The following is a 17571-nucleotide window of genomic DNA, read 5'->3' on the forward strand; positions in this document are numbered from 1 at the left end:
CGGGTGTCTTTGCTGATCTCGAAAGCGACAGCCGATCCTCGGACAGCAAAGGACCATCGTGATCTCTCGACGCTCACTCATCACCTCCGGCGCCGCGGCCGGAGCGCTCCTCGCCGTGGAGTCGGCCGCATCGGCCTCGGCGCGGCTGCTGCCCGCCGGTAACGGCAACGGCACGGGGCCGGGCAACGGCAACGGACAGGGCAACAACGGAAACGGAAACGGCAACGGTGGCGGATCCGTCACCACCTTCAACGTCATCAGCGACATCCAGGGCGACCTCGCCGACTTCGCGGTGGCGCTGCAGGACATCGCGCAGATCAACCCGGGCGGCAAGGGCATCGCGATCGCCGGAGACATCACCCCGCGCGGCTACGACTTCGAATACGCGCAGGTGAGCAAGGTGCTCGCCGCGAACCCCGCGCCGAAGTCGCTCGCGTGGGCGATCGGCAACCACGAGTTCTACGTGCCGAAGTACTCCGACCCGAACACGCTGGCCCAGGCCACCTGGCCGAACGGCACCACGGAGGACTCGCTCTTCAAGAGCTTCTACAACTTCGCCGGTCGCAGCACGATCTACAACGAGCAGGTCTTCGGCGACGTGCCCGTGCTGATGATCGGCACCGAGAAGTACATGCACTACCACGACGCCACCCTCTGGGATGAGGTGTGGATGAGCGATGCGCAGTTCGCCTGGCTCGAGGACAGGCTCTGGTACTGGCGCGACCGCAAGCGCCCCGTCATGGTGATCAGCCACCACCCGCTGCCGAACACGGTCTCGGGCTCGCGGAACAAGCTCTACATGTCCGACTACCTGCAGACCGACCGTGTGCTTGATCTGCTGGGTCGCCACCCCGACGTGTTCCTGTTCACCGGGCACACGCACTGGGATCTGGCGCTCTCCGACTGGTACGCGCGCCGGATCGTCGCGGGCACGGGCAACCTCGACGGCTTCAACGTGGTGAACACCGGTGCCGTCCAGACCGGCTGGACCGACAACGGCTCGGGCGGCGAGTCCGTCGTGCCCGGCGGGTTCAACCAGGGCCTCCAGGTCGAGGTCGGCGCCGCCTCCGTGACGATCAAGGCGCGCGACTTCCAGCGCAAGGAGTGGATGAAGCAGATCCGGATCCCGCTGTCCACGCAGTGGTCCTGACCCACAGCTGACGAAGGGCCGGATGATCCCCGAGCGGATCTCCGGCCCTTCGTCATGCGCGTTCTGTTCAATCGCCTGCCCGGTGGTCCTTTCTATCGTCGGAGTCATCCACGAGCAGGAGGTTCGATCATGAGCAAGGTCATCTGCGGTCTGTCCGTCTCCGTCGACGGATTCATCACGGGCCGCGATCCGCGACCAGGGCACGGACTCGGCGACGGCGGGGTGCTGTTCGACTGGTACGGCAGCGGCGACGTGCCGAGCACCGTGTTCGCCGGGTTCCGGCTGTCCGCTCCGAGCGCGCGAGTGTTCGATGCACTCGCGTCGCGCGTCGGCGCGAGCCTGGCCGGGCGCACCACCTACTCCGACTCCGATGACTTCGCCGGCGGGGCGCCGCATCCCACTGCTCCGCTCGTCGTGCTGTCGCATGAGGCGTTCCCGCCGGCGAACGCGCGTCAGACCATCGTGAGCACGGGGCTCACCGATGCCGTGGGCACGGCGAAGGCCCTCGCCGACGGCAAGGACGTGGGGCTCATGGGTGGTGTGCTCGCCACGGAGGCGCTCAAGGCCGGGCTGGTCGACGAGCTCATCCTGCACCAGGTGCCCGTGCTGCTGGGCGCCGGCCGTCGCTTCTTTTACGAGCTTCCGCAGCACATCGCGCTGCGGATCCACGAGGTGGTGGCCGCACCCGACGTCACGCACTTGCACTATCTCGTCGAGCACGCCGGACGTGCCGCGGTGGGGGAGGACGCGCGATGATTCTCGTCACCGGTGGGCTCGGGATGATCGGCGCCCACACGGCGGCCGCCCTGGCCGACCTCGGCGAGGAGGTGGTGATCACCGCGCATCGGCGCTCCGACGTGCCCTCGTTCCTCGCTGGCCGGGTCATCGTCGAGACCGTGGACGTGGCCGACCGCGATGCGTTCCTCGCGCTCGGCGACCGGTACGACATCGGCGGCATCGTCCACCTCGCCGGCAGCATTCCGGAACCGGATCCGATCCCGTATTTCCGGCGCGATTCAGCGGCCTTGTTCACCGCGCTCGAGGCGGCGCGGACCTGGGGCGTCGACCGCTTCGCCGTCGCCGGCAGCATCAGCTCCTACGAGGGCCGAGGCGAGCGACCATGGACGGAGGACCTCGCGTTGCCGCTCGCCGTTCCACCGCATCCGATCGCGGCCTTCAAGAAGGCGGTCGAGCCGCTGACGCTGTTCTCCCTGTCCGGAACCGGAGTCGATCCGGTGCTGCTGCGGATCGGCAGCACGTGGGGGCCGCTGATGGATCCGGAATCGCCGTTCAACCCGGTGCCGTCGACCGTGAGCGCCGTGCTGCGCGGCGAGCGTCCACGCCCGCTGCCCGCCGGCGCCGGGGACTTCGGCTACGCGCCGGATTCTGGTCGCGCGATCGCGCTGCTCATGACGGCGCCCTCGCTCGCGCACACCGCGTACAACGTGTCGAGCGGCGTTCCGTTCACCGCTCGCCAGCTCGTCGACGCGCTGAACGCCGCGCTGCCCGGAGCGGGGATCGAGTCGACCGCACCGGCGGCGACAGTGGAGGACGCGCCGTACCTCGACGTCACCCGGATGCGCACGGAGACCGGCTTCGAGCCTGCGTTCGATCTATTTGGCGCGGTCGCGCACTACGTCGAGTGGCGGCGCGGGAACGCCCGCTGACCGGGGATCCATTGATCCTTGCTTAAATTACTCAATTGAGTAATTATGGATTCATGACACCGACGCGCACTTACCGCACGACGCAGGAGCGCCGCGCCGAGATCATCGAGGCGACGATGCGGGTGCTCGCGGAGCAGGGGTTCGCGGCCGCGTCGTTCGCCCGGATCCGGGAGGTCGCCGAGCTCAGCAGCACTCGCATGATCTCGTATCACTTCGCCGACAAGGCCGCGCTCATGGGCGCGCTCGTCGAGCACATCGTGCAGCAGGCTGCCGCCGTCATGGTCCCCGCGATGGAGGCGGAGCCGACGTGGGCGGGCAAGCTCGCGGCGTACCTCAGGTCCAACCTGCGCTTCCTCGCCGACAACCGGCTGGCCGCGCGCGCCGTGATCGAGGTCATCCGCAACGCCCCGCGGGCGGACAACGGCCTTCGTGAGGACACGTCGGCGCTGCTGCTCTCGCTGCTTCTCGCGCAGGGGCAGGAGGCGGGCGAGTTCCGCGTCTTCGACACGCTGGTGATGGCGCGCTCCATCCGCGCCACCATCGACGCATTCGCGATGACCATGCCGTCGGGGGAGGCGGCGACCGCGGCGGCGATCGACGAGATCGTCGCCCTGTATCACCGGGCCACTCGCCCGGAAGGAGGAGCTTGATCATGACTCTCACCGTCGACCGCCTCGCTGCGGTCCGCCCGACCCTCGACACCGTGCGCCGGCTGTGGTGGCTGTGCGCCGCGGTGTCGGTGATCGCTCTGGCCGCCGCAGCGGTCCTTGCGATCGTCGACCCCGCCGAGGTGAACTGGGTGGTGTGGCTGCGCGGATCGGTCGTCGCGGTGGCGAGCCTCGTGTTCGTCGTCGTGACGAGGGCGGCGGCGCGCGGCAGCCGTCGGGCCTTCACGCGGATGCGGTGGATCTCGATCATCGCGCCGATCGGGATCGGCCTGATCATCGTCTCGCCGGACTCGGGGTACCCGATCTGGATGAAGATCGAGCAGGGGCTCATCGGGATCCTGATCGTCGCGATCGCCGTTCTGCTGAACCGCCGCCAGACGCGAGCGGCGTTCCCCAAGGAGAACTGAAGCGCGATGGCCGACACCTACCGCGAGCGGGCGCCGAGTGCGGCGCTCGCCGGGGTGGTGCGCACGATCTGGGTGCAGTACGTCGGCGACGCGCCCGCCGTCCACCGTCATCTGCCCACCGGTGGGGTGGAGATCCACGTGGCGGTCGGCGGGCCGGCGCGGCTGCTCGGCCCGCTCACGGGGCATCGGCTCGAGGTCATCCCGCCGGGCACCACGATCCTCGGCGTGCGGTTCCGCCCGGGCGGTGCACCGCCGCTGCCGATGCCGTTCGAGGAGCTCGTCGACCAGAGCGTGCCCCTTGTGGAGGTGTGGGGCGACCTTGCCGAACGTCTGCTCGACGATGTCGCCGCGTCCGGCGCCGTCGACCGAGGGATCGCTCTGCTCGAGGCGTTCCTGCTGCAGCGATTCCGGGTCGGCAGGGCGGCTGATCCTCTGCTGCGCGCCGCGGTCGAGGCGCTGATGCCCTGGCGTCCGGTCGAGGTCGGCGCGGTCGCCGCAGACGTGGGGCTGTCGGAGAGTCAGCTGCGGCGGCGATCGCTGAGCGTGGTCGGGCTCAGCCCCAAGGTGCTGCAGCGCACCCTTCGGTTCCAGGGGTTCCTCGCCCTCGCCCAGGCGGGTGCGACGCCCAGCGGACGCGTCGGCGTCGACGGCATCGCCGGCCTGGCGGTGGACGCCGGGTATGCGGACCAGGCGCATTTGAGCCGAGAGTGCTTTCGCCTCACCGGGCAGACGCCCCGCGAGCTGCTGCACGGCGACGTCGAACGCTGCGCCTGCGGACACGACCACTCCGCGTCGTACCGTCCGTTCCTCGCCGGGCGGTTCGGCGGTGTCCGTGCGGTGGATGCGTGAGCAGTGCATTGTTCGCTATTTAGCTCAGGTGCTAGATTGCGCTCATGAGCGAAGCGGAGAACAGCGCGTTCGAGGCACTGGCCCATCCGACCCGGCGGCAGATCCTGCAGGATCTGAAGGATGGGGAGCAGGCGGCAGGGGAGATCGCGGCGCGGTTCGCGGTGAGCGGACCGACGATCTCCCGGCATCTGCGGATCCTCCGGGGTGCCGGCCTGATCGTCGAACGGCGTGACGCGAACCGGATCCTCTACTCCCTCGCCGGCGACCGGCTCGCCCTGTCGATCGGCGACTTCCTGTCCACGGTCTGCCCCGAACAGATCGTGCTGCGGGAGGTGCGAAAGCGGCGCCCATCCGAGGGCGAGCCCGGCGGCACCCGTGAGCACCCGGCGGTGACAGCGTGAGCGTCGTGCCCGGAGTGAAGGCGCACCTGCGCCGCCGCCTGCTCGTGAGCTACCGGCTCGATCCCGACATCGCACGGACGCTCGTGCCCGCACCGCTGCGCCCGCAGCTGATCGACGGACAAGCGCTCGGGGGCTTCTGCGTGCTCGGGCTCGACGCGATCCGGCCGCGCTGGTTCTCGGCACGTCTCGGTCTGCGTTCCGAGAACGCTGCGCATCGGATCGCGGTGGAGTGGGATGAGGGCGACACCGTGCGCACGGGCGTGTTCATCCTGGAGCGCCACAGTTCGGCCTGGCATCCGGTGCTGTTCGGAGGCCGGCTGTTCCCCGGGGTGCACCGCCGCGCGCGATTCGCCGTCGACGAGCACGGTGGCCGCTACGCCATGGGCATGGACGCCTCGGGGAGCATCTCGATGCGGACGTCGAGGTCGGCGGTGCCTGGACGACCTCCTTCTTCGGCTCGGTGGACGAGGCATCGGCGTTCTACCGCTCCGGGCGGATCGGCTGGTCGCTCGGTCACGACGGTCGCACCCTGGAGGCGGTCGCGCTCGCCGCGGAGGAATGGGCGGTGGAGGCGGCCCAGGCGCACAGCGTGCACTCGTCGTTCTTCGATGCGCTGCCGCGAGGGTCGGCCGTGCTCGATCACGTCGTGGTCATGCGCGATCTCGACATCACGATGGAGGCTCCGGCGACCGCCGTCGGAGCGTCGCAGCCGCTCGCGGTCTGAGCCGCTCCCTCCGGACGTCGCGCGCGGGGACGCTCATGCGAAAGGCCGCCGGCATCGCAGCGCCGGCGGCCTTTCGCGTTTTGCTCTCAGTGTCGTGAGACTGCGGGATCCACGGATCTGGTCTGCTGTGCCAGGCGCGAGCGGTCGTCCGCGTCGAGGGCGCGCAGATCCGCCCCCTTCGTCTCGCGGGCGGCGGCCACGGCGACCAGCGTGATCGCGCAGGCGATCGCCACGTAGATCGCGACCGGCACGCTCGACTTGTACTGCGCGAGCAGGCTCGTTGCGATGATCGGCGCCAGCGAACCGGCGAAGATCGACGTGACCTGGTAGCCGAGGCTGACGCCGGAGTACCGCATCCGGGTGGGGAACATCTCCGCCATGATCGCGGGCTGACCCGCGTACATCGCGGCGTGGAAGACGAGGCCGAGAGCGATGGCCGCCCAGATGACGATCGGGTTGGCGGTGGCCATCATCGGGAAGGCGAAGAAGCCCCAGGCGGCTCCGAGCACGGCGCCTGCCGCGTACACCGGCTTGCGGCCCCAGCGGTCGGAAAGCCGCCCGAACAGCGGGATCACGAGGAAATGAACGACGTGCGCTCCGGCCAGGATGAGCAGCGTCGCCGACGTCGCCTCCTTGACGGTCTGCGTGAGGTAGACGATCGAGAAGGTGACCACCACGTAGTAGAGGATGTTCTCCGCGACGCGCAGTCCCATCGCCACGAGCACGCCGCGGGGGTAGCGGCGCACGACCTCGAGGGGCCCGAAGCTCTGGGAGGCCTCCTGCTCCTGCGCCGCCTTCATCTCCAGGAAGATGGGGGCCTCGGTGACCTTGGTACGGATGTACCAGCCGATGAGCACGATCACGGCCGAGAGCCAGAACGCGATGCGCCAACCCCAGCCGAGGAATGCGTCCTGCGGCAGCGTCGCGGACAGTGCGAAGAGCACGAGCGTGGCGAGCAGGTTGCCGACCGGCACCGCGGCCTGCGGCCAGCTCGCCCAGAAACCGCGCCGCTCGCGCGGGCTGTGCTCGGCGACGAGCAGCACGGCGCCGCCCCATTCGCCGCCGATCGCGAAGCCCTGCGCGAATCGGAGCAGCACCAGCAGGACCGGTGCGAGGTACCCGACCTGGGCGAAGCCCGGCAGGCAGCCGATGAGGAACGTCGCGGCGCCGATGATCAGGATGCTGGCCTGCAGCAGCTTCTTGCGCCCGTACTTGTCGCCGAGGTGGCCGAACACGATGCCGCCGAGCGGCCGTGCGATGAAGCCGATCGCGTAAGTGACGAACGCCGCGATGATGCCGCTGAACGGGTCGTCCGACGGCGGGAAGAAGACGGTGCCCAGCACGAGGGTCGACGCCGAGGCGTAGAGGAAGAACTCGTACCATTCGACGACCGTGCCCGCCATGGAGGCGGCCACGACCCGGCGCAGGCCGGTGGGGGATGCGGTCTCGTACGCCATGTGTGCTCCTTTGCACGATCAGAGAGGTCTGTCGGTTCTCCAGCCTGAGACGACTTCGCCATTGCGACAATGCCCATATGCGGCGGACGGAGTGTGCACGAATGCACACTCCGTCCTCAGGGGTGCATGGTCGGACTGGCGGGATCCAGCTGCCGCTGATGGCGGAGGGGCGGGGCGTCGTGCCCGGCGTGGTCATAGGCAACGCCCCGACACTGGGGTGCGCGGCGGCCAGGGGTCGCGTGCCCGGCGGACCCCGGGTGGCTGTGGGAGGGATCCTGATGCTGAGAGCGCGGAGGGGAGGCATGTCACCCGGTGCGGGTGCGGACGTCCTCCTCGAGGATGTCGCGTGGCATCAGCGTGCGGCCCGTCGCGCGGTCGGATGGGCGTGCGCAGGCCTGCTCGTGGGGAGCCCGATGATCGGCCGCCTTCTGATCGGGCTGCAGGCTGCTCGGGACGAAGTGGATCCCTGGGGCCCTCTCGACGCTCTCATCATCCTCGCCGGACTGGCGTGCTGGGGTGGCGCAGTCTGGCTGCTCGTGCGTACCGACGTGCACGGACGCACGGCGGTGGAGATCGCGCGATGGCAGATCCGGGATGCGGACGGGAGCCGGGTGACTTCGATCGAGTTGCGAGGCCGCGCGCGGGGCACACGGGGGATGCGCACGTGGATCGCCCAACGGAACGCCACTGTGGTCCCGATCGCCGCGCTCGCGCCGCGCGATCGACGCGCGCAACTCCTGATCGCCGCGCGCGGCCGACCCGGCACCGAACAGGAGCGGCGGGCGAGCTTCGGTGAGGGGATCGCGACGGGCTATGCGCAGGGCGTTCTCCGCGCGCGACGCACCGCCGCAGTCCTGGGCGGTGCGGAACTGATCGTGGGCGGCGTCGCGGTTGCCGGATTTGTGTGGGGAGGCGGCTCTGCGGCCCTCTTCCGGAGCAGCGCGGTCGCGTTCGTCGTCCTCGTCGTGTCATCGCCGATCATCGGGCGCGCGGAGCGAAGAGGCCCGAACGGAGTCCGCGCCCTCGCCGCAAGGCTGCTGCCGAGCTTGCGGAGCAGGGACGCGCGGCTGGACGTCAACCAGGTCGCCGCGATGATCCGGAAGCCTCGTCTTTATGACCTCTGGGCGGAGCTGCATCCCTTTCCTCGCGCGGCGCTCGGATCTCAAAAAGGCTCCGCCTCCGGCAGGGATCTTGGCGCGAGTCGCGCCAAGATGCCCCGCTGCCGGACGTGACAGACATGTGATCCGGTGAGCACGAGGACAGCCCCGCCTGACGTTGTGCGGGGCGCGGGACCGGTTGTGGCGCGGACCGCTCGTTCAGGTCGTGCAGGGGACGGGAGTCGCTTCGGTCTTGGGGTGGCCGGCACGGCGGTCGCGCGCTCGCCGTCGTCGGGCCGCGAACCCGTCCAGCACGAGCGGCGCGGCGATGCCGAGGAGGACCAGCGCCAGTCCGGTCAGCTGCCGCCCCTCGAGCACCTCGCCGGCTACGAGCACGCCCAGGAGCACGCCGGTGACGGGGTTCAGGAGCCCGACAAGACCGACGGTGCCGGAGGGCAGGTGCTTGAGCGCTGCGAACCATGCAACGTTGGCGACGGCGGTCGCGACCAGAGTCAGGTAGCCGTATGCGGCCAGACCCGCGCCGTCGACGACGGGCGGCGGACCCTCGACCACGGCCGCGACCGGGATGAGTGCGAGGCCGCCGAAGACCAGCTGCCAGGCCGTGGAGGGGAGGATCCCGACTTCGCCGTTCCAGCGCTTGGCGAGGATGAATCCGACCGATGACATGGCCATCGCGGCGATCGAGGCGATCACGCCCCGCGGGTCGACGGAGCTCGTGGTGCCGAGCAGCATCAGCGCGACGCCGCCGATGCCGACGAGCGCGCCCAGCAGGCGCAGGATCCCCGGACGCTCCCGCAGGATCGCCCACGCGGCGACGGCGATCGCGACCGAGGAGGTGGCCATGATCGTCGACGCGATGCTCGTCGGCAGCAGCTGCGCCGCGGCGTAGACGAGCACGAAGAAGGCTCCGACGTTGAGGGTGCCCAGCACGGCGGATTTCCACCACCAGGAGCCGCGGGGGAGGCGGCGGACCAGTGTCAGGAGCAGCAGTCCCGCGGGCAGTGCGCGGATCGTGGCACCCCAGATCGGGGAGTCGGGGAGCCACTCCCGCGTGACGAAGTAGGTGCTGCCCCAGGCGATAGGAGCGATCATCGCGACGACGAACCACCGCCAATTAGTTTCCATGGAAGACACTATAGCTTCCTTGGAAGATATAGTGAAGGGGTGACGGAGATCGATGATCAGGTGACGCGGATCCAGCAGGCATGGCGGCGGGAGCGGCCCGATCTCGATGTGACCCCGATCGGCACGATCGGGCGCCTGCATCGACTGGCTCTGGCGCTGACCGAGGAGCTCCTCGTGGTCTATCGCAGGCACGGGCTGTCGGAGGGTGACTTCGATGTGATGGCGGCACTGCGCCGTTCGGGCGAGCCGTATGAGGCGAGCCCCACGGATCTCGCCGCCTCGACGATGATCACGAGTGGCGGGATGTCGAAGCGTCTCGACCGTTTGGAGGGCGCCGGTCTCGTCACGCGGCGTGCCGGATCCGGAGACGGACGCGGCCGGGTCGTGGCGCTGACGGCCAAGGGCAGGGAGCTGATCGACGCCGCCTTCGCCGATCATGTCGCGAACGAGCAGCGCCTGCTGGCGATGGTGCCCGCGTCGGAGCGGGCGGCGCTGGAGACGACGCTGGCGGGGTGGCTCGCGCACTTCGAAGCGCGCGACTGACTGGCCCGGCCTTCGGGGCGCTGCGGCTCAGGCGGCGCACTTGGGACTGCTCGGGAGGCGCGTGGATGCGGGGAGGAGCCTGACGCTCCTCCCCGCATGCCCTCCAGTCGGTCCAGGCCGTCCTTCGTGTCGTCCGCAATGGGGTGACGGCGAGCACGAAGTCCGGGCGGGGACTCGATGAGCGTGAGACCTGGGACGACGGCTGCGTTACCCCCGAAGCCGCCTGGAAGTCTGGCGTGAAGCCCTCCGCTCATCGACCCGCCCAGGATGTCAAGGCGCCGCGCCCGCCGGAATGGCCAAAGGTCTAGAGATCGCCTTACTTCTGGCCGAGACTTGCCGTCGCGCGGAGCACCGTCCCAGCCCGTCGGTCCCACTCCGGTTCTCAGACGAGGGGGAACTGCACCTCGAGGATCCAGGCGTGGTGTTCGGAACGGACGGTGAGCTCGCCCCCGAGCTGCTGCGCCCGGGCCGTCATCCGCATGATGCCGTAGCCGCCGGACGGGAGCGCTTCTCGCGAGCCCTTCGCCGCCAGGGGGCTCCGCACGGACATCCGCACCGTGCCGGACGAGACTCGCACGGCGATCTCGACGGCCCCGCGGCCGCCGTGCTTGAGCACGTTGGTGATCGACTCGCGGGCGATGCGCGCGAGTGCCGCGTCGATGACGCGGGGGATGCGGGGGTCCGTAGGGTCCCCGTCCAGGACGAGCGCGGACCCTACGCCGTGCAACTCCGACCTCGCGTTCTCAAGTGCGCCGGCCAGGCTCTCGCGAGGCGGGTCGGCGAGGACCGCAGGACCTTTCGCCTGCTCGACCACCCGGCGCAGATCGCCGAGTGCCTTGTTCGCAGCGTCGCGGATCGTCTGCTGGGACTGTTCGCGGAGCTCTTCGTCGATGGGCTGTTCCAGGACCCGGGTGTACATCGCGATGACGGTGAGATCGTGGGCGATGACGTCGTGCAGTTCGTCCGCGATCCTCTGGCGCTCGGCGAAGGCCGCTTCCTGCTCGGCCTGCTCCTGCGCCCGGAGACTCTCCTGGAGTCGTTGCTCGCGGGCGGATCCCACGGTGAGGAGATACCCGACCGCTCCGGAGACCGTGGCGACGACGAGTGCTGCGGCGACGTTGGTCAGCGTGAGCCCTGGTACCGCGAAGGTCGCAGCCGCCGCGGCGGAAAGCAGGAAGCCGCCGACGAAGGTCACCAGCAGCGGCCTGGTCCCGGTTCGAACCACACAGCCCATGGCGACGGCGAGCGCGACGATCGTCGCGCCCTCGTTGGCGACGGCGAAGGAGACGCACATCGCCGACAGCAGCATGATGACCGCCAGGAGCGGTGACCACACGAAGAGGGCGAACACCGCCGTGAGAGCGAGCTGGAAGACGGAGGAGACGAGATCGTCCGCGGGGGAAACGATCACGAGGACGACGCTGATGGCGACTCCCGCAGCCGTCAGCGCGAGCAGCGTGAGGCGTTCGGCTTTCACCAGCGGCGACGATGCCCACGTGCGGAGCAATCTCCTCATCCGGTTGACCGGAGGCGACGGCTCGGAAGACATGGCCCTCATTATCGTGGGTCGCCCTCTCCGGGCCGTGAAGGTCGCAGGCGAGGTGAGGCGCTGCCCCACCTCGCCTGCGACGCCACCACTAGCTGCAGATGCCGAACGTCTTGCAGAGCCAGTCCCAGATTCCGGAATAGGTCGCAACGATGAACATGGCGCACTTCCTTCGCAGATTGAGCCGGGCGTCGGGTCGCTCGGTCGGGTGTCTGCATGCTGGATCCGTGCGGGAGTGCGCGCATTGGACCATCGGCCAGCGCTGCCAGGACTTCTGTCCAGTCCTTTTCTGACCTTCGGCGAGTACGCGCGCGCGTAGTCTCGGAGGATGACCTCGACGACCGCGTTGATCGCCGATGACGACCCGCTGGTGCGGCGCGCCCTCGCGGTGTTCCTGACCACCGCGGGCATCGACGTCGTGGAGGAATCCCCGGACGGCGCGCACGCGATCGCGGCCGCGCGCCGCCTCCGTCCCGACGTCGCTCTGGTCGACGTGCAGATGCCGGGTGTTGACGGCATCGCGGCCACCGCAGGGATCATCGAGCACTCGCCGGACACGAAGGTGCTGGCGATCACGACGTTCGGGTCGATCGAGTCGATCATGCCCATGCTCCGGGCGGGAGCCGCCGGTTACCTGCTCAAGGACACCGATCCCGAGGACATCGTCGCGGCCGTGCACGGAGTGCTCGCAGGCAACGGCGTCCTGTCTCCGCGGGTCACGACCCGACTGATCGCCTCGATCCGCGAAGCCGCAACGCCGGCGATCGAGCCGCTCGAGGAGTTCGAGGCGCTCTCGGACCGGGAGATCGAGGTGGTCCGCCTTCTCGCTGCGGGTCTTTCCAACGCGGAGATCGCCCTGGAGATGCACGTCTCAGAGGGGACCGTCAAGGCGCATCTCGGCAACATCATCGCGAAGTGGGGCGTCCGCGATCGTGTCCAGGTGCTGATCCGCGCCGCGCGGTCGGGGCTCGTCTCGTTCACCTGAGCGCTCGGCCCTCTGCAACGCCGAGTTGGACCTTCGTCCATCGATATCTGAACCTTCGTCCTATCGCCGAGAACCGCGCGCTCGAGACGATGGATGCAGGCGCGTTCCCGTTCGCGCCATGTCTGCACGCCTCGACGGGGCCGGTTCCTGGATCCGGTTTCCGCGGCGGATGTGACGCCATGAGGAGATGACAGATGCCCGACTCTCGCCATCAGCTGAAGGTGGTGACGTTCGCCGCGATCGGTCTCACGGCCGTGCTCGTCCTCGCGGGGACGGCCATGACCGCATATGCGCTCGTCGGCATGGAGCGCGACTCCACATTCTTCGCCGCGACCCTCCTGTGGGCACAGGTGTTCCTCATGGCAGGCGTCGTCATCGGCGTGGGGGCCGTCTTCCTGAAACTGATGTGGCCGACGGCGAGTCCCGCGGCATGATGACCGCTCTGAGAAGGGTGCGACTGGCCTGCGGGCTGATCGCGGCCGGAGGCTTCGCGGCCATCGGAGCGAGCCGCCTCGCGGCGCTGCTCACGCACGTGCCGGGCAACGGCTTCCTGGGCGGGGCGGAGCCGGCGGTGTTCATCGTCGCATGCACGCTGCTCGTGGCCGCGGTGGTCTCGATCCCCTACCTCCGCGAGACGGCGCACCCCGGTGTGGCCCCGGGATCCGCGACGAAGGAGAGCCCCGTGGCTCGGATCAGCGAGGACAGCCGGCGATGAAGCGGGCCGGAGCGCCTGAGGCCGTCGAACCGTGCGTCCACATCCGCGCACGGCATACGCGATAGGGTTTGAGGCGTGTCGAGTCCCGAGTCAGACAGGTCAGGGGTTGACGGTCCCACCGCCAGCCCCCTGAGCCACTGATCACGACGCCCACGATCTGCGTGGGTGGATGTCTGGGCGTGCCCGGAGAGCCGGCCGTGGTGACAAGAAAGAACCCCTTCTTGATCACTCACCTCGGAGTACTGGATGCCTTTTGCTCTCTATCTGCTTGCCCTGGCGGTCTTCGTCATGGGAACTTCGGAATTCATGCTCGCGGGACTGCTTCCCGCGATCGCAACCGAACTCGACGTCTCGGTCGGCACCGCGGGCCTGCTGAACTCTGCGTTCGCAGTGGGCATGGTCGTGGGTGCGCCCGTCATGGCGGCCTCCGCTCGCCGCTGGCCGCCTCGGCTCACGCTGATCGTCTGCCTTCTCGTGTTCGCCGGAAGCCACGTCATCGGTGCGTTGACACCCGTGTTCTCGCTTCTCCTCATCACCCGGGTGCTCAGCGCTCTCGGGAACGCGGGCTTCCTCGCCGTCGCTCTGAGCACCGCGACCACGCTCGTGCCGGGGGACCAGAAGGGACGCGCCCTGTCGATCCTGCTGTCAGGCACGACGATCGCGACCGTCGCCGGCGTCCCCGCAGGGGCTCTGCTCGGCACCGTGCTCGGCTGGCGAGCGACGTTCTGGTCGATCGTCATCCTGTGCATCCCGGCGGTCTTCGGGGTCCTCCGCGGCATCCCGGGCAAGTCCATAACCCCGGGGGCCGCGCCGCGGCTCCGGACAGAGCTCAGCATGTTGACGAATCCGCGGCTCGTCCTGGCCATGACATTGGGCGCGCTGATCAACGGCGGGACGTTTGCGGCCTTCACCTTCTTCGCGCCCGTCGTGACCGAGACGGCCGGGCTGGCCGAAGGGTGGGTTTCCGTCGCGCTGGTGATGTTCGGCGTCGGATCCTTCCTCGGCGTCACGATCGCGGGGCGACTGTCGGATCGACGACCCGGTCTCGTGCTCGCCGTCGCCGGGCCGCTGCTGCTCACAGGCTGGATCGCTCTGGCATCGGTCGCATCGCATCCCGTCATGCTTTTCGTGCTGCTCCTCGTCCAGGGGCTCTTGTCGTTCGGCGTCGGCAGCACCGTGATCACGGGTGTGCTGTACGCGGCATCGGGGGCGCCGACCTTGGGCGGTTCGTATGCGACCGCGGCCTTGAACGCCGGCGCCGCCGCGGGGCCGGTGCTCGGTGCGCTCGGGCTCGCGACGGGGCTCGGGCCGTCCGCCCCGATATGGATCGCCGCGGCGCTGACCGCGGGCGCTCTCGTGATCATGTGCCTCACCAGGCGGGTGTTCATGAAACCCATGGCGGAGGCGATGGGCTGACCCGTCCGATGGGGGGAGGCGTTTCGTCTCGCTTCGCTCGCTCAACGACCGGAAGCCGCGCTCGCTCGACGACCGGAGTCGGAGCAAGGGAGCGGCGGAACCGCGCGTGACCAGGAAAAGACGAAACCCCCGCGATGTAGAAGCTACGCGAGGGTTTCTGGGGTGATTGTAACGATCACCCTTGTGGCTCCGACCGGCATCGATCCGGTGACCTTTCGATTTTCAGTCGAACGCTCTACCAACTGAGCTACAGAGCCGCACAAGCCTGAAGGTGGAAGCTTCTGACCTGCGCCCTAGACGACAGGCCTTTCCGAGGAAAGGCCTGTCGCTTGGAGCGACCCTGACGGGACTTGAACCCGCGACCTCCGCCGTGACAGGGCGGCACGCTAACCAACTGCGCTACAGGGCCAGAACTATGAAATTGTACCGGAAAGAGTGACCCCAACGGGATTCGAACCCGTGCTACCGCCGTGAAAGGGCGGCGTCCTAGGCCGCTAAACGATGGGGCCGGAGGCGAACCTCGGGGGTTCCCTTGCCGACGCTCAAGCATAAGGGGTTCTTGAGGGAAAACACCAATCGAGAGCGCGTCGCTCTGGATCCCGGGCGTGTCAAGGCGCACAATGGGAGTTGGTCCCGTCCCGTCCCCGAACGCTCGACCATCAGCCGTCTACCCGAAGAATTCCCGATCCCGAGCGGGATTCGAAGGTTGCGATTGAGGCTGATGTTGTTAGTGTGACATGAGTGAAACCGGCGAAAGGGAGCCGCGTGAACCATCCGAACATCGAAGACGCCCGCCGACCCGGACAGGCGTCGCTCGTTCGGCGTGCCCGCGCGGCGCGCCTCGGACGCCGCCGCGGCGGCGTCGCGCTGAGCATCGCCACTGTCGGTGCGCTGATCCTCGGCCTTCTCATGGGCGCTCCGGCCGCCTACGCCGACGACTACCCCAGCTGGGACGACGTGCAGGCGGCGAAGGCCAACGAGGACGCGACCGCGAACGAGGTCGGCCGGATCCAGGGGCTCATCGCCACCCTCACGCAGAACGTCGCCGACACGAAGGCCGCAGCTGAGGCCGCGGGCAACGAGTACTTCGCCGCGCAGGAAGCGGTCGACGCGCAGGCGCGCCGGCTCGCGGATCTGCAGGCGCAGGCTGACGCGCAGAAGAAGGTCGCCGACGACAGCGCCAGCAAGGCGGGGCAGATCGCTGCGCAGCTCTCCCGTGATGGCGGTGACACCACCGCTCTGCAACTGTTCTTCTCCAAGTCCACGGCGAACAAAGACCAGCTGCTGCAGCGCCTCGGTCAGATGGACCGCGTGCTCGTCGGCACTCAGGCCATCTATGACAAGGCGCTCGAGGCGAAGAACACTGCGCAGTCGCTGACTGATCAGGCCACTGCGGCGAAAACCGAACGCGACCGGCTCGCCAAGATCGCCGAGGACAAGATGCAGAAGGCGCAGGCTGCGGCGGAGGCTGCCGCTGCCGCGCTCGCCAATCAGCAGGCGAACCTCGGTCAACTACAGGCCCAGCTCGCCGCGCTGCAGGACACCACAGCCAAAACCGTTGCCGGCTACCAGGCGGGCGAAGCTGCTCGTGCCGCCGCGGAAGCCGCACGTCAGGCTCAGCTCGCCGCCGAGCGGCAGGCTGCGATCGATGCCGCCAAGAACAACGGCGGCGGCGGTGGCGGAGGCGGGAGCCCATCGGCCGGCAGCGGCGGCTGGGTCCGTCCGTTCGGCGGCTACCAGTCGTCCGGCTACGGCCCGCGCGTGCCAGACTGCGATGCATCGGGGTGCTCCTCCAGCTTCCACCGCGGTGTCGACCTCGCCGACGGCAGCTGCGGATCCCCGATCTACGCGGCGCACTCCGGAAACGTGGTCTACGCCGGCTGGAACGGCGGCTACGGCAACTACATCAAGATCGACAACAGCGACGGCAGCGGACTCGCGACCGGCTACGGTCACATCCTCAACGGCGGCTTCAACGTCTGGTCAGGTCAATGGGTGAATGCCGGAGACGTGATCGCCTTCGCGGGCAACACGGGCGGATCCTTCGGCTGCCACCTGCACTTCGAGGTCTACCAGTGGGGCGACACGATCAACCCGATCAACTTCATGGAGGGCCAGGGCGTCTACATGGGCTGATCCTCGGATCCCCACGCAGAAGACCCCCGGGCCGCTGAGCGGCGCCGGGGGTCTTCTGCGTATCTGGCGTCAGGTCCTTGAGAACCTCAGGACCGAACGGGTCAGTGGCCTTCGTTGGCGAAGCGCTCGATGGCCTCGTCGAGGATCCGCTGCGCCTCGGAGGCGTCGCCCCAGGCGTCGACCTTGACCCACTTGTTGGGCTCGAGGTCCTTGTAGTGCTCGAAGAAGTGCGAGATCTCCTTCTTCGTGTACTCGGCCAGGTCGTCGACGTCCTGGATGTGCGACCAGCGCGGGTCCTTGCTCAGCACGGCAACGAGCTTGTCGTCGCCACCGGCCTCGTCGCTCATCTTCAGCACCGCGACGGGGCGCACGTTCACGACCACACCGGGGAAGATGGCCTGGTCGAGCAGCACAAGCACGTCCAGCGGGTCGCCGTCCTCGCCGAGGGTGTTGTCGAAGTAGCCGTAGTCGGCCGGGTAGCCGAAGGTCGTGTAGAGCACGCGGTCGAGGTGCACTCGTCCGGTCTCGTGGTCGACCTCGTACTTCACGCGGCTGCCGCGCGGGATCTCGATGACGGCGTCGTGTGCGCCCATGCGTGTGCTCCTCAGAAAAGACGGTTGGATGCCGCGCACAAGCCTACTTCGCGTAAGGATCCTCGCGCGTG

The 17571-nt window shown here is 68.7% G+C and carries 19 protein-coding genes, 3 tRNA genes and 1 pseudogene; 16 read left to right on the forward strand and 7 right to left on the reverse strand.

Translation table 11 applies throughout. From position 1 onward, the window contains the following. Positions 1 to 58: 58 nt before the first annotated feature. The 9 genes and pseudogenes from ACTJI8_RS18830 to ACTJI8_RS18870 all read left to right on the forward strand — a co-directional run bounded on the left by ACTJI8_RS18830 (position 59) and on the right by ACTJI8_RS18870 (position 5866). Entirely contained in the window at positions 59 to 1150 is a 1092-nt protein-coding gene (locus tag ACTJI8_RS18830) for a metallophosphoesterase family protein (RefSeq protein ID WP_440734973.1), read from the forward strand. A gap of 129 nt (positions 1151 to 1279) precedes the next feature. Continuing rightward, a complete protein-coding gene (locus ACTJI8_RS18835; protein ID WP_440734974.1) occupies positions 1280 to 1906 on the forward strand; it encodes a dihydrofolate reductase family protein in 627 nt (208 codons plus the stop codon). Beyond that, on the forward strand, positions 1903 to 2817 hold the full coding sequence (locus tag ACTJI8_RS18840) for an NAD-dependent epimerase/dehydratase family protein (protein ID WP_440734975.1): 915 nt from the start codon (positions 1903 to 1905) through the stop codon (positions 2815 to 2817). Before ACTJI8_RS18835 ends, ACTJI8_RS18840 begins: the two co-directional genes overlap by 4 nt. Before the next feature lie 53 nt (positions 2818 to 2870). After that, a complete protein-coding gene (locus ACTJI8_RS18845; protein WP_440734976.1) occupies positions 2871 to 3467 on the forward strand; it encodes a TetR/AcrR family transcriptional regulator in 597 nt (198 codons plus the stop codon). A gap of 2 nt (positions 3468 to 3469) precedes the next feature. Further along, the gene (locus tag ACTJI8_RS18850) at positions 3470 to 3892 is read left to right on the forward strand and encodes a hypothetical protein (RefSeq protein WP_440734977.1); all 423 of its coding nucleotides are present in this window, start codon (positions 3470 to 3472) and stop codon (positions 3890 to 3892) included. A 6-nt stretch (positions 3893 to 3898) separates the two neighbouring features. Beyond that, positions 3899 to 4741, forward strand: coding sequence for a DUF6597 domain-containing transcriptional factor (locus tag ACTJI8_RS18855; protein ID WP_440734978.1), 843 nt, complete (start codon positions 3899 to 3901; stop codon positions 4739 to 4741). Between the two features lie 44 nt (positions 4742 to 4785). Continuing rightward, positions 4786 to 5142, forward strand: a complete 357-nt coding sequence (locus tag ACTJI8_RS18860) for a metalloregulator ArsR/SmtB family transcription factor (RefSeq protein WP_440734979.1) — start codon at positions 4786 to 4788, stop codon at positions 5140 to 5142. A gap of 14 nt (positions 5143 to 5156) precedes the next feature. Next, positions 5157 to 5567, forward strand: a pseudogene (locus tag ACTJI8_RS18865) (DUF2071 domain-containing protein); the annotation flags it as partial. Positions 5568 to 5602: 35 nt separating this feature from the next. Beyond that, positions 5603 to 5866 (forward strand): hypothetical protein, encoded by a 264-nt coding sequence (locus tag ACTJI8_RS18870; protein WP_440735083.1) that lies wholly within the window; start codon positions 5603 to 5605, stop codon positions 5864 to 5866. Positions 5867 to 5952: 86 nt separating this feature from the next. Here the strand turns inward: ACTJI8_RS18870 and ACTJI8_RS18875 are convergent, their stop codons facing one another. Beyond that, the gene (locus tag ACTJI8_RS18875) at positions 5953 to 7323 is read right to left on the reverse strand and encodes an MFS transporter (protein ID WP_440734980.1); all 1371 of its coding nucleotides are present in this window, start codon (positions 7321 to 7323) and stop codon (positions 5953 to 5955) included. Positions 7324 to 7736: 413 nt separating this feature from the next. Between ACTJI8_RS18875 and ACTJI8_RS18880 the strand changes: the two genes are divergently transcribed. Beyond that, positions 7737 to 8555 (forward strand): hypothetical protein, encoded by an 819-nt coding sequence (locus tag ACTJI8_RS18880; protein ID WP_440734981.1) that lies wholly within the window; start codon positions 7737 to 7739, stop codon positions 8553 to 8555. A gap of 84 nt (positions 8556 to 8639) precedes the next feature. On the opposite strand, the gene ACTJI8_RS18885 is transcribed toward ACTJI8_RS18880, so the two are convergent. After that, positions 8640 to 9566, reverse strand: a complete 927-nt coding sequence (locus ACTJI8_RS18885) for a DMT family transporter (protein ID WP_440734982.1) — start codon at positions 9564 to 9566, stop codon at positions 8640 to 8642. Positions 9567 to 9605: 39 nt separating this feature from the next. Here ACTJI8_RS18885 and ACTJI8_RS18890 point away from each other — a divergent pair, with 39 nt between their 5' ends. Further along, complete coding sequence (locus ACTJI8_RS18890) at positions 9606 to 10109, forward strand: MarR family winged helix-turn-helix transcriptional regulator (RefSeq protein WP_440734983.1); 504 nt, start codon at positions 9606 to 9608, stop codon at positions 10107 to 10109. A gap of 382 nt (positions 10110 to 10491) precedes the next feature. Here the strand turns inward: ACTJI8_RS18890 and ACTJI8_RS18895 are convergent, their stop codons facing one another. Continuing rightward, on the reverse strand, positions 10492 to 11625 hold the full coding sequence (locus ACTJI8_RS18895; protein ID WP_440734984.1) for a sensor histidine kinase: 1134 nt from the start codon (positions 11623 to 11625) through the stop codon (positions 10492 to 10494). Between the two features lie 358 nt (positions 11626 to 11983). Between ACTJI8_RS18895 and ACTJI8_RS18900 the strand changes: the two genes are divergently transcribed. From ACTJI8_RS18900 to ACTJI8_RS18915, 4 genes are all read left to right on the forward strand, one after another. Next, positions 11984 to 12640: a response regulator gene (locus ACTJI8_RS18900; RefSeq protein WP_375905465.1), complete on the forward strand. Its 657-nt coding sequence runs from the start codon at positions 11984 to 11986 to the stop codon at positions 12638 to 12640. A gap of 194 nt (positions 12641 to 12834) precedes the next feature. Further along, complete coding sequence (locus tag ACTJI8_RS18905; protein ID WP_440734985.1) at positions 12835 to 13074, forward strand: hypothetical protein; 240 nt, start codon at positions 12835 to 12837, stop codon at positions 13072 to 13074. Next, positions 13071 to 13355 carry a hypothetical protein gene (locus ACTJI8_RS18910; RefSeq protein WP_440734986.1) on the forward strand — a complete coding sequence of 95 codons (285 nt, stop codon included), beginning with the start codon at positions 13071 to 13073 and terminating at the stop codon, positions 13353 to 13355. The genes ACTJI8_RS18905 and ACTJI8_RS18910 overlap by 4 nt, the downstream gene beginning before the upstream one ends. Positions 13356 to 13601: 246 nt before the next feature. Next, complete coding sequence (locus tag ACTJI8_RS18915) at positions 13602 to 14771, forward strand: Cmx/CmrA family chloramphenicol efflux MFS transporter (protein ID WP_440734987.1); 1170 nt, start codon at positions 13602 to 13604, stop codon at positions 14769 to 14771. A gap of 184 nt (positions 14772 to 14955) precedes the next feature. Here ACTJI8_RS18915 and ACTJI8_RS18920 read toward each other — a convergent pair. From ACTJI8_RS18920 to ACTJI8_RS18930, 3 genes are all read right to left on the reverse strand, one after another. Beyond that, positions 14956 to 15028 (reverse strand) — tRNA-Phe (locus tag ACTJI8_RS18920). A 78-nt stretch (positions 15029 to 15106) separates the two neighbouring features. Then, a tRNA-Asp gene (locus ACTJI8_RS18925) sits at positions 15107 to 15180 on the reverse strand. Between the two features lie 27 nt (positions 15181 to 15207). Continuing rightward, positions 15208 to 15280 (reverse strand) — tRNA-Glu (locus tag ACTJI8_RS18930). A gap of 256 nt (positions 15281 to 15536) precedes the next feature. Here ACTJI8_RS18930 and ACTJI8_RS18935 point away from each other — a divergent pair. Then, positions 15537 to 16907, forward strand: coding sequence for a M23 family metallopeptidase (locus ACTJI8_RS18935; RefSeq protein WP_440734988.1), 1371 nt, complete (start codon positions 15537 to 15539; stop codon positions 16905 to 16907). A 101-nt stretch (positions 16908 to 17008) separates the two neighbouring features. Here ACTJI8_RS18935 and ppa read toward each other — a convergent pair whose 3' ends face one another. Beyond that, on the reverse strand, positions 17009 to 17500 hold the full coding sequence (ppa, locus tag ACTJI8_RS18940) for an inorganic diphosphatase (RefSeq protein WP_440734989.1): 492 nt from the start codon (positions 17498 to 17500) through the stop codon (positions 17009 to 17011). Positions 17501 to 17571: the final 71 nt, after the last annotated feature.

The organism is Microbacterium sp. 22303, from assembly GCF_052045265.1.
Lineage (GTDB): Bacteria > Actinomycetota > Actinomycetes > Actinomycetales > Microbacteriaceae > Microbacterium.